The 15,655-nt window shown below is 30.2% G+C and carries 13 protein-coding genes; all 13 read left to right on the forward strand.

The features are described 5' to 3' along the window. The first annotated feature begins 101 nt into the window (after positions 1-101). The 13 genes from hisC (at position 102) to P3X86_RS11995 (ending at position 15,626) form a co-directional block, all read left to right on the forward strand. Positions 102-1,190, forward strand: coding sequence for a histidinol-phosphate transaminase (hisC, locus tag P3X86_RS11935; RefSeq protein WP_483292921.1), 1,089 nt, complete (start codon positions 102-104; stop codon positions 1,188-1,190). A gap of 173 nt (positions 1,191-1,363) precedes the next feature. Continuing rightward, on the forward strand, positions 1,364-3,100 hold the full coding sequence (locus P3X86_RS11940; RefSeq protein ID WP_483292922.1) for a C25 family cysteine peptidase: 1,737 nt from the start codon (positions 1,364-1,366) through the stop codon (positions 3,098-3,100). 437 nt (positions 3,101-3,537) lie between these two features. Then, positions 3,538-5,286 carry a C25 family cysteine peptidase gene (locus tag P3X86_RS11945; RefSeq protein WP_483292923.1) on the forward strand — a complete coding sequence of 583 codons (1,749 nt, stop codon included), beginning with the start codon at positions 3,538-3,540 and terminating at the stop codon, positions 5,284-5,286. 159 nt (positions 5,287-5,445) lie between these two features. Further along, positions 5,446-6,216 (forward strand): hypothetical protein, encoded by a 771-nt coding sequence (locus P3X86_RS11950; protein ID WP_483292924.1) that lies wholly within the window; start codon positions 5,446-5,448, stop codon positions 6,214-6,216. Between the two features lie 314 nt (positions 6,217-6,530). Next, positions 6,531-7,829, forward strand: a complete 1,299-nt coding sequence (locus P3X86_RS11955; RefSeq protein ID WP_483292925.1) for a hypothetical protein — start codon at positions 6,531-6,533, stop codon at positions 7,827-7,829. Next, positions 7,829-8,503, forward strand: a complete 675-nt coding sequence (locus tag P3X86_RS11960) for a response regulator transcription factor (RefSeq protein ID WP_483292926.1) — start codon at positions 7,829-7,831, stop codon at positions 8,501-8,503. Before P3X86_RS11955 ends, P3X86_RS11960 begins: the two co-directional genes overlap by 1 nt. After that, positions 8,504-9,898 (forward strand): sensor histidine kinase, encoded by a 1,395-nt coding sequence (locus P3X86_RS11965; protein ID WP_483292927.1) that lies wholly within the window; start codon positions 8,504-8,506, stop codon positions 9,896-9,898. Between the two features lie 178 nt (positions 9,899-10,076). Then, entirely contained in the window at positions 10,077-10,874 is a 798-nt protein-coding gene (locus tag P3X86_RS11970; protein ID WP_483292928.1) for a class I SAM-dependent methyltransferase, read from the forward strand. A 156-nt stretch (positions 10,875-11,030) separates the two neighbouring features. Then, entirely contained in the window at positions 11,031-11,411 is a 381-nt protein-coding gene (locus P3X86_RS11975; protein ID WP_483292929.1) for a BlaI/MecI/CopY family transcriptional regulator, read from the forward strand. 6 nt (positions 11,412-11,417) lie between these two features. Then, positions 11,418-12,953 carry a M56 family metallopeptidase gene (locus P3X86_RS11980; protein ID WP_483292930.1) on the forward strand — a complete coding sequence of 512 codons (1,536 nt, stop codon included), beginning with the start codon at positions 11,418-11,420 and terminating at the stop codon, positions 12,951-12,953. A gap of 221 nt (positions 12,954-13,174) precedes the next feature. Continuing rightward, positions 13,175-13,852, forward strand: coding sequence for an ABC transporter ATP-binding protein (locus tag P3X86_RS11985; RefSeq protein WP_483292931.1), 678 nt, complete (start codon positions 13,175-13,177; stop codon positions 13,850-13,852). A gap of 38 nt (positions 13,853-13,890) precedes the next feature. After that, positions 13,891-14,649, forward strand: coding sequence for a hypothetical protein (locus P3X86_RS11990; RefSeq protein WP_483292932.1), 759 nt, complete (start codon positions 13,891-13,893; stop codon positions 14,647-14,649). Continuing rightward, complete coding sequence (locus tag P3X86_RS11995) at positions 14,649-15,626, forward strand: hypothetical protein (RefSeq protein WP_483292933.1); 978 nt, start codon at positions 14,649-14,651, stop codon at positions 15,624-15,626. Before P3X86_RS11990 ends, P3X86_RS11995 begins: the two co-directional genes overlap by 1 nt. The last annotated feature ends 29 nt before the right edge of the window (positions 15,627-15,655 follow it).

The raw sequence follows: 15,655 nt of genomic DNA on the forward strand, positions 1-15,655 counted from the left end.
AAAATTATTAACAGAAAATTAGGCTGTTGATTTAGTTGAACTAAAAAAAGCATATCAAAAGATGAAAATGTGTACAAATTTAATTAAATGGAGGGTGTTACATGAAGAGTTTATATAGGGAACAACTTGCTACTATGAATCCTTATATTCCAGGGAAACCAATAGAAGAAGTGAAGAAAGAATATGGAATAGAAGAGATAGAGAAACTTGCATCAAATGAGAATCCATTAGGACCTTCTCCAATGGCTATAGATGCTATTAAAAATGAGGTTGAAAATATTCATATATATCCAGATGCAGCAGCAATTAAACTTAGGACAACTATTGCTGAGAATTGTGGATTAGAGTATGAAAATGTTATTGTTGGCAATGGAGGAGAACAGATATTAAGTATTGTTGCACAGACGTTTATAAATGATGGAGACGAAGCGATTATGGCAAAGACAACATTTGGATTATATGGCTCTAGTGTTCATCATATGGGAGGAGTACCAGTTAAAATTCCTTTGAAAAAGTATGCTCATGATATTGATAACATGATAAATAGTATTACAGAAAAAACAAAGTTGATATATATATGTAATCCGAATAATCCTACTGGCAATATTACTAGTAGAGAAGATATAGATAGATTTATAAAAAAGATACCTAATAATATAATAGTGATATTTGATGAAGCATATTATGATTATGCAAAAGTAAATCCTGAATACCCTGAGAGCTTGAATATTTTGAAAGATAGACCTAACACTATCATATTGAGAACTTTCTCTAAGGTAGCGGGTATAGCAGGAGTAAGAATTGGTTATGCTTTATCTTCTAAGGAGATAGTAAAAGAGATGGGAAAAGTAAAGGGAGTATTTAATGTTAATAAACTTGCACAAGTAGCTGCTATAGGAGCCTTAGGAGATAAAGAACATATAAATAAGACAGTTGAATTAAACTATAAGTCAATGGCATTAATGAAAGAATATTTTGAGAGTAAAGGATTCGAATATATAAATTCAAATTCAAATTTTATATTTGTAAATGTAAAGAGAAGCTCTCAAGACATTTTCGAGGAACTTATGAAAAAAGGTGTAATTATAAGGCCTGGACATTTATGGAATTGGAATAATTGGATAAGAGTTAGTACAGGGACAATAGAGCAAACAAAAAAATTTATCGAATGCTTTGATGAAATTAGATGAAGTAATTGTAATACTAATTGAAATACTAGAAGAGATTAAATGTTTTCGAGACTGAAAATTATTATCAAAAATCAACCAATCAATCTACCCAATTATGCACGATAGTATTGAAGAAAGGAGGAAGAAATAACAAATTTGTCTCGAAATTAAATAATTTAAAAAGGAGAATTAAAATGTTCTATAGTTTAAGGAAAAAGAATTTAGCTATCATGTGTGCATTAATATTTGTAGTTGCTCAATTGTTATTTATTATTAATAGCTCCATATCTTATGCAATGATTCCAGAGACAAACACAAGTAATCAGAGTGATATTGAAGCAATAGTGAAAGAATCAAATAGCCAGCGTACGGTTATTAAGTTTAACATTAAGAATTTTACCACTGAATCCGTAATGATTGATAATGAAATCTATAACAAAATAATTTGTGATGATACCAGATTATTAGAAGAAAAAGGTTACCCAGAGCTTCCTCGTTTGAATAGTAGTATTATTATCCCAATGGATGGGGATGCAGAGTTGAAAATTATTGATACAGAGTATGAAGATTTTGACTTAACACCTATCGTACCATCTAAAGGGAATATTACAAGAGATATAGATCCTTCAACAGTTCCATATACGTTTAGTGATACTTATGAAAGCTCAGATTGGTATCCAAATGGAATAGCATCTATAAGCAAACCTTTTATCATGAGAGACTTACGTGGCGCTAATGTTATTGTTAATGCATTTCGTTACCAAGGATCAACTCAGACATTAAGAGTATATCGTTCTGTTACAGTAGAGATTGTCAATTCAAGTACAGCTTCTATGGCAAGCACTCAAATAACTCCAGCATTTGAAGGCATGTATGATTATATGTTTTTAAATTACAAAGAAGCTCCTATTAAAAGCCATAGTGCTTCTAGTCCAAAAATGTTAGTTATTACTAACGACGCATATAGTAATGCAATGACATCTTTTGTGGCTTGGAAGAATAAAAAAGGAATCAGCACTGAGATGGTAAATATCTCTCAAGTTTCGCCAAGCAATCAAGCATCAGAAATAAAAACTTATATTCAGAATTATTATAACAAACATAACGATTTAGTTTATGTTCTATTGGTAGGCGATTACGAGCATATTTCTTCACCTAAGTATAGTGATGGTGTATCCGATCCTGAATATACAAAAGTCTCAGGTAATGACGATTATCCAGATATCTTTGTAGGACGTTTTTCAGCAGAAAGTATAGCTGATGTAGAGACGCAAGTAAAACGTACCTTAGATTTCGAACAAAATGGCTATAACAATATGTCTTGGTACAAAAAAGGAACCGGTATTGCTTCTGATGAAGGACCAGGTCATAACGGTGAATATGATAAACAACATATGGATATCATTCGTGGTAAGCTACTGGGTGCAGGGTACACAGAAATTGATCAAATATATGATCCTGGAGCAACGGCACAGCAGGTTACAGATAGTTTAAATACAGGAAGAGGTATTATCAATTACTGTGGACATGGAAGCCCTGAATCGTTTGGAACAACAGAATTTAATAATGATGATATTAAGAACTTAAAGAATGTAGAAAAGTTACCGTTTATCATCAGTGTAGCATGCGTAAATGGTCAATTCTTCAACCAAACTTGTTTTGCAGAAGTATGGCTTCGTTCAAAAGATGCAAGCGGTAATCCAATAGGTGCTATTGCAACTCTTATGTCAACAGTTAATCAACCTTGGGTTCCACCAATGACAGGACAAGATGCAATAAATGATATAATTGTAAATAAAACAGCAAAAACATTTGGTGCTATCTGCTATACAGGTACTAGTAAAATGCTACAAAATGGTTCGAATTATGATATATTAACATTTAATACATGGACAGTATTCGGAGATCCATCTATACAATTGTTTGATTAATCTATAACGAAAATAGTTAATTCTTCTTCTACTACAATATGTTGATTTTGCAATTGTGTGGAATCCAACATATTGTAGTGAAGAATCAAGTTTTTTAGTAGCAGTGAGTAAAGCTCACTGAAAGAATGGTTGGGATGGGACAGGCTCTAACAGCATTTGAGGAGGAGTTTAGAACTAATTAGGAGATGTAGAATTGTTGAATTTAGTAGGTTATTTTACTTCATAATGCAATTTTAAACATGTCTTAAATTATGGATATGTTGATAATGACTTGGTATTCGTTATGAAGGATTTGAGATAAGGCTTAATTCAACGAAAAATAGAGGAATGGTAGCTATAAAGGTATTACCAAACCGTGTATATGCTACGATATTGTTAAATTTGAGAAAGCATAAATAAAATAAAAAAATAATAAGTACTCAAAAAGGAGAATTGAAATGTTCTATAGTTTAAGAAGAAAGAATTTAGCTATCATGTGTGTTTTAGTATTCGCAGTTGCTCAATTATTATTTGTTGTTAATGGTTCCGTATCCTATGCAATTCCTGAGACAAACATAAGTGAACAAAGTGACATCGAAGCAATAGTAGAGGAATCAAATAGCGAGCGTACAGTTATCAAGTTTAATATTAAGAACTTTACAACTGAATCCGTAACGATTGATGATGAAATATATAACAAAATAATTTGTGAAGATACTAGGTTATTACAGGAAAAAGGTCACCCAGAGCTTCCTCGTTTAAATGGTAGTATTATTATCCCAATGGATGGGGATGCAGAGTTGAAAATTATTGATACAGAATATGAAGATTTCACATTAACACCTATTGCACCATCTAAGGGGTCTATTACAAGAGATATAGATCCTTCAACAGTTCCATATACGTTTAGTGATACTTATGAAAGCTCAGATTGGTATCCAAATGGAATAGCATCTATAAGCAAACCTTTTATTATGAGAGACTTACGTGGTGCTAATATCATTGTTAATGCATTTCGTTACCAAGGATCAACTCAAACATTAAGAGTATATCGTTCTGTTACAGTAGAGATTGTCAATTCAAGTTCAGTTTCTATGGCAACCACTCAAATAACTCCAGCATTTGAAGGCACGTATGATTTTATGTTTTTAAATTACAATAAAGTATCTAGCAAAAGTCATAGAGCCACTAGCCAAAAAATGTTAGTTATCACTAACGATGCATATAATAATGCAATGAAACCTTTTGTGGCTTGGAAGAATAAAAAAGGAATTAGCACAGAGATGGTGAATATCTCTCAGGTTTCATCAAGTAATAAAGCGTCAGAAATAAAGACTTATATTCAGAATTATTATAATAAACATAAAGATTTAGTTTATGTTCTATTGGTAGGCGATTACGCACAAGTTTCTTCACCTACTTATCATGCACCTACTTATAATAAAGGGGTATCTGATCCTGAATATACGAAAGTATCAGGTAATGACAATTATCCAGATATTTTTGTAGGACGTTTTTCAGCAGAAAGCATCGCTGATGTAGAGACGCAAGTAAAACGTACCTTAGATTTCGAACAAAATGGCTATAGCAATAGACCATGGTACAAAAAAGGAACCGGTATTGCTTCTAATCTAGGCCCAGGCCATAACGGTGAATATGATAACCAACATATGGATATCATTCGTGGTAAGCTACTCGGTGTAGGCTACACACATATTGATCAAATATATGATCCTGGAGCAACGGCACAGCAGGTTACAAATAGTTTAAATGCAGGAAGAGGTATTGTTAATTACTGCGGACATGGAAGCTCTGAATCATTTGGAACAACAGGATTTAGTAATGCTGATATTAAGAAATTAACAAATGCGAGAAAGTTACCGTTTATCATTAGTGTAGCATGCGTAAATGGTAAATTCTTTGACCGTACTTGTTTTGCTGAAGTATGGCTTCGTTCAAAGGATGTAAGAGGTAATCCAATAGGAGCTATTGCAACATATATGTCAACAGTCAGCCAGCCTTGGGTACCACCAATGAGAGGACAAGATGGCATAAATGATATAATTGTCAATAAAACAGCAAAAACATTTGGAGCTATCTGTTATACAGGTGCAACTAAAATGTTACAAAATGGTTCAGCTGATGATATAGTGACATTTAATACATGGACAGTATTCGGAGATCCATCTATACAATTGTTTGATTAATATATAAGGTAAAATAATTAATTATTCTTCTACTACAATATGTTGATTTTGCAATCGCGTAGAATCCAACATATTGTAGTGGAAATCAAGAAATCGGAATATACACAGAAGAAACATCAATTTTAAAAAAGCGTTTCATTTGTCCCAAAGAGGTTAACGGTGGAGATAATACATCTAGGTGATTATTGGGACGTTGAAGGTATGGAAAAAAATAAAAAAGAGATTATAAAGTGTAACAAAGAAGTGGGCAGATTGTTTAGAAGAGCTTATAAATACTTAGCTTCAGCAAGGTATGTTTATGAATCAATAGAAGACAAAAATAAAGAAGCATTAGAATTTGGGCTTACAAACGTAGTTTGTGATACATTGATAAAAGAGATATTTTGTGGGCAAGAGGCAAGTGTAATAGAAGGAAAACAAAGACATCTATTTGGTAGCGCATATACCCCTACTGGATGGGTAGAATACACAGAATCAATTTTACAAAACGCAGAAAGAGTTTACTACTTAAAAGGAGATATAGGCTCAGGAAAGACAACAATGATGCGTAAGATTTACAAGAGAGCTACAGAGCTAGGATATTACGTGGAAGTGTATCATACACCATTAAAACCAAATAAAATAGAAACAATATATATTCCAAAATTAAAAGTAGGGCTTACTAGCAGTAAGTGCTTTAGTCAGAAAAATTTTAAATTAGTTGATTTAGAAAGCTTTTTAGTAGAAGATATAGTAAGTAAATATAAAAATGAAATAGAGGAAGATAGAAAAATATTTGAATTTCTTATAGCAACAGCAATATCAAATATATCAGCAGCAAAAAAGATGCATGATGATATGGAATATTTTTATATAGAAAATATGGACTTTAGTAGCGTTAACGAACTAGAAAAAACATTAATAATGAGAATTTTAAAATACGATAAGTAGTAAAATAAAAATAGAGGTGCAAGCATAGCACCTCTTAGGTTGATGACAAAGTCATCAAGATAGCAGACTATAGTAAGAGTTCAATTTCAAGGCGTGTTAAAATTGAGTAGCAGAGCTTACTTAGAGGTAAGTGAGCAACGGAAATTTTAACAACAACGCAGAAATTGGGCTTTTTTCTACAGTCTGAGAGGTGCAAGCAAGCGCCTCTATTTTTTATTTTAATAAATATTGTAATAACTTTGTCAAGATTTATAAATAATTAATTTATATAATATAGACAAACACATTACAAACACATCAATGGAGGGAAAAATATGAAAAGAGGATTAATAATAACAGCATGTATAACAAGTTTATTATTTGGAGGATGTAAATATGCAATGGAGGATATAATGGCAAAACCTAAATCAAGTATAATAAACAAAAACATACATAGTCTAATAGAAAAGAACATACCACAAAATTTTAAACTATTAGAAGATAGCATTAATTCAATAAATATGTTAGATTTAAATAATGATAATGAGAATGAATTAATAGTGTTTTATCAAAATAAAAATGAAGAACTAAATAAGGTTTTGAAAATTGCAGTATACAATATAATTAATAACAAATTAAAGTTGATAGACGAAATAAATAACAATGGGAAAGAACTTAGTACAGTTCAGTTTGAAGATATAAATGCAGATGGAGTAATTGAAATTATAACAAAAATGAAAGAAAATAATCCAAGCATTGCAAACAACTATACATTAAATATCTATAAATATAACAAGTCATTACATGAATTAGCTAGCATACCATTAGAACAATATAAACTAGTTGATATGAATGAAGATAATAAACTAGAAATACTTACAGCATTTAAGGAAGATATGTTATTTACAAATGTAAGGTTATATCAGTACAAAGAAGATGGATATAGTATGGTAAGTGAAGAAATGCTGGGAGATGCAGAAGTTCGAGATTTGGTGACAGGAAATGTAGCAAAGGATATAAAAGGTGTATATGTACGAAGTATACTAGGAGCTAATACGTCTATAAACCATTTGCTAGTTTATCAAGATGATAAACTTACAAACCCTATAAAACTAAATTTCAATAATACTAGAGATAAAGGAGCTTTTGAGCTAAATCATATAATGAATACAGGAAAAGCACTAGATATCAATAAAGATGGCATACTAGAAATACCTATGTACTATAATCTAACGAATAGTATAGAAAATAGAAAGATGGGTATTAAGTGGTTTAGATGGGACAAAGAGAATAACATTGAATTAGTAGCTAAGGGGATAGGAAATCATTACAATAATTATCACATATTATTACCATATGAAATGCAAGATAAAATCTCGTATACTAGTATCCATGATGATTTAATTAATAAAGATTTATATACAATAAAACAAGATGGTAAAGATAAAACAATATTTGATATTGTAACTGTATCTGATAAAGAGACAGCGAGTAAATTAGATGAAACATACGAATATCTAAAAAGTTATCAAAACAAAATGTATTTCGTAAAAATTAAAGATAAAGACTTATATAACGAATATAATCTAAATCAAGAATTAAAGAATAATTTTATAGTTGGGTGGAGGAAGTAGTGAATATATTGTTACTAGAGGATGAAGACAGTATCCGAAGCTTTATAAAGCTGAATCTATCAAGAGAAGGTTATAAAGTATATGAAGCAATAAATGGAGAGCAAGCAATATCTATAATAAAAAATGAAATTATAGATATTGCTATACTAGATATCATGGTGCCTACACTTAATGGGATTGAGGTATTAAAAAATATCAGAAAAACAGATAAAGAAATAGGGGTAATAATGCTTAGCGCAAAATCGTTGCAGGAAGATAAAATAGAAGGATTATCACATGGGGCTGATGATTATGTAACAAAACCTTTCAGCCCTAAAGAATTAATATTGAGAATCAAGTCACTCAGTAGAAGAGTAAAAATTAGTAATCAAGCTACAATAAAGACTAAAAGATTTGTACTTAATATAGATAAAAGAAAACTTTACAAAGATGGCTTGTTCATAAGCACCACGCAGACTGAGTTTGAGATAGTTAAGTATTTTTTAGAAAATCAAAATAAAGTACTTTCAAAAAATAATATGTTAGATCACATTTGGGGGAAAAACTATTTTGGGTCATTAAATACACTCGATGTAAATGTAAGTAGATTAAGAAGAAAAATAGAAAAAGATCCATCAAATCCTATGCATATAAAAACTGTTTGGGGATATGGATATAAATGGGAAGATGAATAAATGAAAGGGATAAAAAAACGATGGTTAAGAACCTATCTACTAATACCTATAGTTATTCTTATGTGTTTTGAAGTGGGTTTTGTTATATTAATAAAGAATTATTATCATGGATATGTAAAGTCTGAAATAGTTAAGAACCTAGAAGTAACAATAACTATCTATAACAAATTCCTAGCAAAGAGAAGTGTGAGTTTTAAAAATGCAATAGATGAGCTATATAATGATAATAATACAGAAAACAATATAGAAATACAGATAGTTGACAGATTAGGAGAACTCATATACACATCAAATAAAACAAATATAAACCTTAAAATAAAATCCAAAGATTTTTTTCAAGCACTAAAAGGTAAAACAGGGTATGAAATAATGGACTATTACAGTAAAGAAAAAGTTATGATAGTATCAAAGCCTTTGTACTTTAATAACAGGGTGGAGGGAGTAATCCGCGGAATAGTTTCACTTGAAAAAGCAAATAAAGCTATAATGGCGATAATAGAGATATCTATTGTCATATGCATAATGATACTATTAATAATGATACTATTAAGTACTATATTTTCAAAATCGATAATAAATCCAATAAGAGAGATATCAAGGGTATCAAAGCTATATGCACTAGGTGATTTTACAGAGAGGATAAACAAGCAATACGGTGATGAGATAGGAGAACTTACAGATTCAATTAATAATATGGCTAGTGAGATAAAAAAAGCTCAAGAAATCAAAAACCAGTTTATAGCATCAATTTCACATGAACTAAGAACACCATTAACAGCAATTAAAGGATGGAGTGAAACTTTACTTGAAAATGATACAACTAAAGATGATATGATGGCAGGGCTAAATATAATTAACACAGAGACAATACGCTTAACACGATTAGTAGAAGAATTATTAGATTTTTCAAGGATAGAAAGAAAAGAGCTAGAACTTAAACTGACAACAGTTGCTATAGGGATATTGATAAATGATGTAGCACATCTCTTTGAACAAAGAAGTAATAAAGAATCTATAATAATTAATATTAAAGAATATGAGCAAGATATGAAAATCCTAGGAGATTATAATAGATTAAAACAGGTGTTGATTAATGTAATTGATAACAGTTTTAAGTTTAATAAAAATGAAGGGTATATAAATATAACAGTTTCTAAAGAAGATGAATATGCAATTATAGAAATTGAAGATAGTGGAATTGGAATAGCTAAAAACCAACTAAAGAAAGTTACAGACAAATTCTATAAAGGAAGTGAAGATACAAGTGGCAGTGGATTAGGACTTGCAATAAGTAAAGAAATAATAGAGTTGCATAAAGGAGTTTTCAAGATTAGTAGTAATATCGGTAAAGGAACAAAAGTAATAATAAGGTTGAATTTAATAGATACAAAATAGGTTAATATAACAATGAAAATACGATAATCATATATAAATTTCTTAAACAAACTTTGTGTTTTTTTAAATTTATTAATTATAAAAGTTATATTAGAAAGCGAAAGATTTAACTCTTTTTTAGTGCTATAATAAGTGTATCAAATATTACATTAAAAGTCATAAAAAGGAGTGAGGATGCATGGATTTGTACAAATCATCAGCGCTATACAATCAAAACATGTCACAAAACCAGCAAAGTAAGCTACTAGATTTTTATAGGAAAGTTTTCGAAGATTATGATATAACAACACTTCATGACTGCTCAATAGGAGCAGGAGGGACGACATTGCCTTTAGCTAAACTGGGCTATAAAATATCAGGTTCAGATTTGAGTGAAAATCTATTAAAAAAAGCAAAAGAAAATTTAAAAGAAATAGAGTATGACGTGGAGCTTTTTATATCTGATTTTAGGAGTTTAAAAACTAATTTGCAAAATACATATGATTGTATTATTTCAACAGGCAATTCATTGCCACATGTGAATAATGAAGATGTTAGAGATTTTATAAAGAATATATCTAACAAGATTAATGATAGGGGATTAATTTATATAGATATAAGAAATTGGGATAAAATTTTAAAAGAAAGACCAATTTTTACTCCAAGAGATCCCTTTGTTATGACAAAAGAAGAACATACTAGCCTTTATCAAATATGGGATTGGCACGATAATGGGTCAGTAGATTTTATATTTGCGACATCTACAGATAAGATGGGTAAACATGAAAAAGTTTCATTTGTATTTGCTCCAACTTATTATCCTTTAAAGCTTAAAGACTATGAGAAAATATTAAATGATTTTGGTTTTGAAATTAGAAAATGCTTTGATATGGATTATATATGGAATTATTATCAAGGTAAAACTAAACATGGAGAATTTGAAAAAGATTTTGATGAAATTAGCTGGTACTCAATCCTTGCTCAGAAAATTAAATAAAAAATATTGATATATTTAAAAATGACCATTTTATCGTAAAAATTATACGATTGCTGGTCATTTTTTATGATTCAATATACAGAAAATCCTTGACATTCAATGACTACAGGTGTAGACTATACACAAGACTACAATCGTAGTCGAGGAGGTGAAAATATGAGAAAACTACCACAAATAACAGATTCAGAGTGGCTAATAATGCAGGTATTATGGTATAATCCACCGCATACATCTAGCGATATAATGAAACAATTATCAGCGAAGACCAATTGGAAGCCTACAACTATTAAAACTTTACTTAGCAGATTAGTCAAAAAAAGTATTATAACTTATGAAGTGAAAAATAGAGCTTACTACTACTCACCATTATTGAACAAAGAAGAATGTGTAAGAGCAGAGAACAAATCTTTTCTACAAAAGATATATGGAGGAGCATTAAAGCCAATGATTGCAAATTTTCTAGAGACAGAGCATCTCACAAAAGAAGATATAAGGGAGCTTAAAAAGATATTGGATGAGAAGGATAAAGAAAGGTAGTGTAATATGAGTGATGTCATACTAAAATTGCTAATAGATACAACTGTAAAATCAAGCCTAATAATAATAGTGATATTGCTGATTAAACAACTACTAAAAGAGAGAAGTTTTATTAAATTTAACTACTATATTTGGTATATTCTATTAGTTAAGTTAATAGTACCTTTTTCCCCAAAATCAGCTTTAAGTGTTTATAACTTGGTTAGTACGAGTACAAAGGATATTGTCAATACAAGTGATTTAGTTAGTGAAGTCTCAGTAGCAATAAAAGTAGCAAATTTTCCTATATCAGAGCAAATAGTTAACACAAATATGCAGACTACTCAAGGAGTAGGTAGCTTATTAGATAATCATCAGTTTCTAATATTAAGCGTGTGGTTTATAATAACAGTTTCATTAATAATAGCAGTAATAGTTAAAAACATGTATTTCAATAAACAGATGGAACTGTATAGTTTACCTTCAAACAATAAACTGCAAAAGATATGTAGTGAATGTAAAAATAAAATGAACATAAGAAAAGATATTCCTGTATTTCTAACAGATGTAGTTGATATGCCATCAATTTATGGAGTATTTAAGACTAAAATTTTATTGCCTTCAAATATTGATGACTTATTAGATGATACAAAGCTGAGATACGTATTAATGCATGAGTTAGCGCATCATAAAAGACGAGATTTATTACTGTTTTGGATATTAGCAATATTAAAATCAATATATTGGTTTAATCCTTTAGTGTGGTTAGGGTTTAAGGTTATGAAAAATGATTGCGAAATATGTTGTGACACAGTTGCGTTAAATTACATAAGTGAAGATAAGAAAATACAATATGGCAAAACAATACTCAGTCTGATTTCAAAAAACATGGAAACAAAAAATATAGGGATAGTGGAAGGGACTATTGGAACTAAATACAGTTTAAAAAGGAGGATAAAAATGATAGCTAAATTTAGGAAAAACGCAGTAAAAGCAACTTTTGCAACAGTTATGATAGTAGGTGTACTAGGGGTTATGTTCTTGACAAGTGCTAAAGGAGAAGTTAAAAATAGTGAGTATGAAAAAGATATCCCCAAAAAAGATTTTTTTTCTTTAGTTTTAGAGCAAAACGAAAATAAAAATATTGATATGTGTTGGCCTTTACCAACTGAATTTAATAGAATAACTGGTAGGTTTGGAAAGCGAATGCATCCAATAATAAAGAAAATAGTTGATCATAGCGGAATTGATATTCGTGCAACTAAAGATACTGATATAATTTCCGTCGAAGCAGGGATAGTTGAAAAAGCATGCTTTGATGGTGAATATGGAAAAGTTGTACTAATAAACCATGGTAATGATATAAAATCTCTTTATGCACATTGTAGTAATATACTTGTTAAAGAGGGACAAATAGTGAGCAAGCATCAAGTGATAGCAAAGGTAGGTGAAACGGGAAAAGCTAGAGGGTCTCATTTACACTTTGAAGTAAGAGAAAACAATAAGCCTGTTAACCCATTAGGAGAAAAATACCTAAAGAAATATTTAAATTCCTATAATTAGAAAAACTATAGTATGATTGCAAATTTTAGAGATAAAGCATCTTACAAAAGAAGATATAAGGGAGCTTAAAAGGATATTAGATGAAAAGGGTAAAAAAACTGCCAAATTAAGGCGGTTTTTTTATTGCATTTAGATACTTTCCTTAAACTTTAGGTTAGCTTAAGATTTGGTTTAGACTCGCAAAAGAATGTGTTGTTAGTATATATACAGAGGTGATGATAATGTTGAAATGTGAAGGGTTAACTAAGAAATATAATAAAAACATAGTAGTTAATAATCTTAGTTTTCATGTTAGAGAAAAGGAAGTATTTGCACTTTTAGGTAGCAATGGAGCAGGCAAAACTACTACTATTAAAATGATACTAGGTTTGGTAAAACCAACAGCAGGTAGGATTTATAGGGATGAAGGTGTAAGTATCGCTTATTCTCCAGAGACACCATATTTTCATGGATTTTTATCAGCGGTAGAAGTTATGGATTTCTTTTCTAAGCTTCAAAGGATACCAAAAAAAAGTAAGAATAATCAGATAGAAACCATTTTAAAGCAAGTAGGTTTGTGGGATAACAGAGAAAAGAAGGTTAGAAATTATTCAAAGGGAATGTTACAACGCTTAGCAATAGCACAGTCTTTATTAGGCAATCCAGATATATTGCTTTTAGATGAACCATCAGCAGGACTTGATGCTGTTGGTAGGGTACATATTCTAAATTTAATAAAAGAACTTAAAGAAAAAGGAAAAACTATAATACTCAATTCTCATATTTTAGGAGATGTACAGAGAGTTGCAGATAGAGGAATAATTATTGATAAAGGTAAGATTATGAAGGAATGGACTGCAGATGAATTACAAGATCATACGAGTCTAGAGAATATATTTCTTGATATTATTAATCAGTAAGTATTTAAAGTTTAATATAAAACGAATGGAGGTAACTTATGTTAACAATTATGAAAAACAGTATCAGAGCAAAAATAAGAAATAAAACGATATTTATTGTTAGTGGCATAGGTATTGGGATTATACTATTATTAGCTCTTAGTGGGAGCTTTTCTTACAAAGGACGTATGATGGTAACTTTTAATGAAGTTATACCAGTATTAATTGTTATGGTAAGTTTTATAGCAAGTATACTAGCAGTAACATTATCGCTAGTAACAATACCAAAAGAGATTGATAACAAGACACATCATCTTGTCTTGATAAGAGGAGTTAAACCACACGAATATGCATTAGGGCTTGCATTAAGCAATATGATTATGTCTATAATTTGCCTAGGAATATTGTATACGAGTATAATAGTCTTCAATATTGTAAGAGGAAGCGAAATATATTTACATAGGCATATTATTGCGTTCATTATTATGGCTGTAAATACAGTTACAATAAGTGCAATTGTTAGCTTATTTAGTATCAAATTCTCTTTAACAATCAATGGACTATTAAGTATAGTGATTTATCTATTAGGAAGTTTTCATAACATGCTTGCAATATATGTAAAGACATTAGATGGATTTGGAGGTACAGTGTTAAGGGGGTTATTGTATATAGTTCCCGATTTATATACAGTAAATAAACAAGTTGGGCTATATATAACTGGAAAAACAGTGCAAACATCCCCCATTATATACCAGTTGTTATTTGCTTATATAGTATTAACGTTATTATTGGTTAATTTCAGAAAGAAGGTGTATTAATGAGCAAAATAGATAAATTCTACAAGATATATTTTATAGTGGGTGTTTTATTGGTGATTTCATGTTTTGTTACATCTAATAAAGGACTTGATAAAAAAAACTACGAGCTATACAAGTATTCAAAAGAAATAGAGAGTATAGTTGAAGAGAAAGTATGGAAAGGATTAAGAATTAGTGATTATCCAGTAGCTATAAAAGCTCAAGATATGGAATATGTATTTTATAATGAAGAGATAAAAAAACGAAAAGAAATACTACCAGTTTTAGCAGCAACAGCATATAGAGTAGATGGTAAAATGAACGTATTAGTGCCTTCCTATGACGAATTAGGAAATGTAAAAGAGTTTGTAGAAGGCATAGGTGATGAAAGCAAGATGATTAAAAATAGCTTTGGATTTAGTGAAAGTAACATGACGGACGAAGAATACATAGCTATACTTTACCATGAAGCTTTTCATGCTTATCAGTTTACACACTTTAAAAAGCTAGAAGAGACTGAGATAAAGCTTGACGAGGCGTTAATGATAAAAATAAAGCAGGATGAAGTACTTAGTAAATATACTAAAGAAGAGGGAGAAACATTGTATAATGCTTTAACAGCAAAGACAAGTGAACTTTGTTTAATCAATGCTCGAAGATATATACAGATTAGAAATAAGCGCAATAAATACCTAGAGAGTAACTTAACCAAAGAGGAATGTAAACAGTTAGTAAATAGCGAAGATTTCTATGAACTAATCGAAGGAACAGCCTACTATGTTCAGTTGAAAGTATTAGAGATTCTAGCAGATAAAGAGAATTATGATCAAGCTATTAAGGATACGAAAGAATTAGGTTGCTCGAAACATAAATATTATGAAAGTGGTATGGCAATGTTACTGATATCACATAAGCTAGGATTAAAGATTGCAGATGAGATATTTATGATGGAAGGAAGTTTATATGATAAATTTGCTTCTCTGATTAACAACATATAATAATGTATTCATTTTCAAGGTATGGTATG

The sequence above is a fragment of the Abyssisolibacter sp. ZYX002 genome (genome assembly GCF_056892235.1).

Bases quoted from the DNA above. Each gene is read 5' to 3' on its own strand.
- hisC (WP_483292921.1), top strand. From the start codon at position 102: ATGAAGAGTTTATATAGGGAACAACTTGCTACTATGAATCCTTATATT.
- P3X86_RS11995 (WP_483292933.1), top strand. From the start codon at position 14,649: ATGAGCAAAATAGATAAATTCTACAAGATATATTTTATAGTGGGTGTT.
- P3X86_RS11945 (WP_483292923.1), top strand. From the start codon at position 3,538: ATGTTCTATAGTTTAAGAAGAAAGAATTTAGCTATCATGTGTGTTTTA.
- P3X86_RS11955 (WP_483292925.1), top strand. From the start codon at position 6,531: ATGAAAAGAGGATTAATAATAACAGCATGTATAACAAGTTTATTATTT.
- P3X86_RS11990 (WP_483292932.1), top strand. From the start codon at position 13,891: ATGTTAACAATTATGAAAAACAGTATCAGAGCAAAAATAAGAAATAAA.
- P3X86_RS11965 (WP_483292927.1), top strand. From the start codon at position 8,504: ATGAAAGGGATAAAAAAACGATGGTTAAGAACCTATCTACTAATACCT.
- P3X86_RS11985 (WP_483292931.1), top strand. From the start codon at position 13,175: ATGTTGAAATGTGAAGGGTTAACTAAGAAATATAATAAAAACATAGTA.
- P3X86_RS11975 (WP_483292929.1), top strand. From the start codon at position 11,031: ATGAGAAAACTACCACAAATAACAGATTCAGAGTGGCTAATAATGCAG.
- P3X86_RS11970 (WP_483292928.1), top strand. From the start codon at position 10,077: ATGGATTTGTACAAATCATCAGCGCTATACAATCAAAACATGTCACAA.
- P3X86_RS11940 (WP_483292922.1), top strand. From the start codon at position 1,364: ATGTTCTATAGTTTAAGGAAAAAGAATTTAGCTATCATGTGTGCATTA.
- P3X86_RS11980 (WP_483292930.1), top strand. From the start codon at position 11,418: ATGAGTGATGTCATACTAAAATTGCTAATAGATACAACTGTAAAATCA.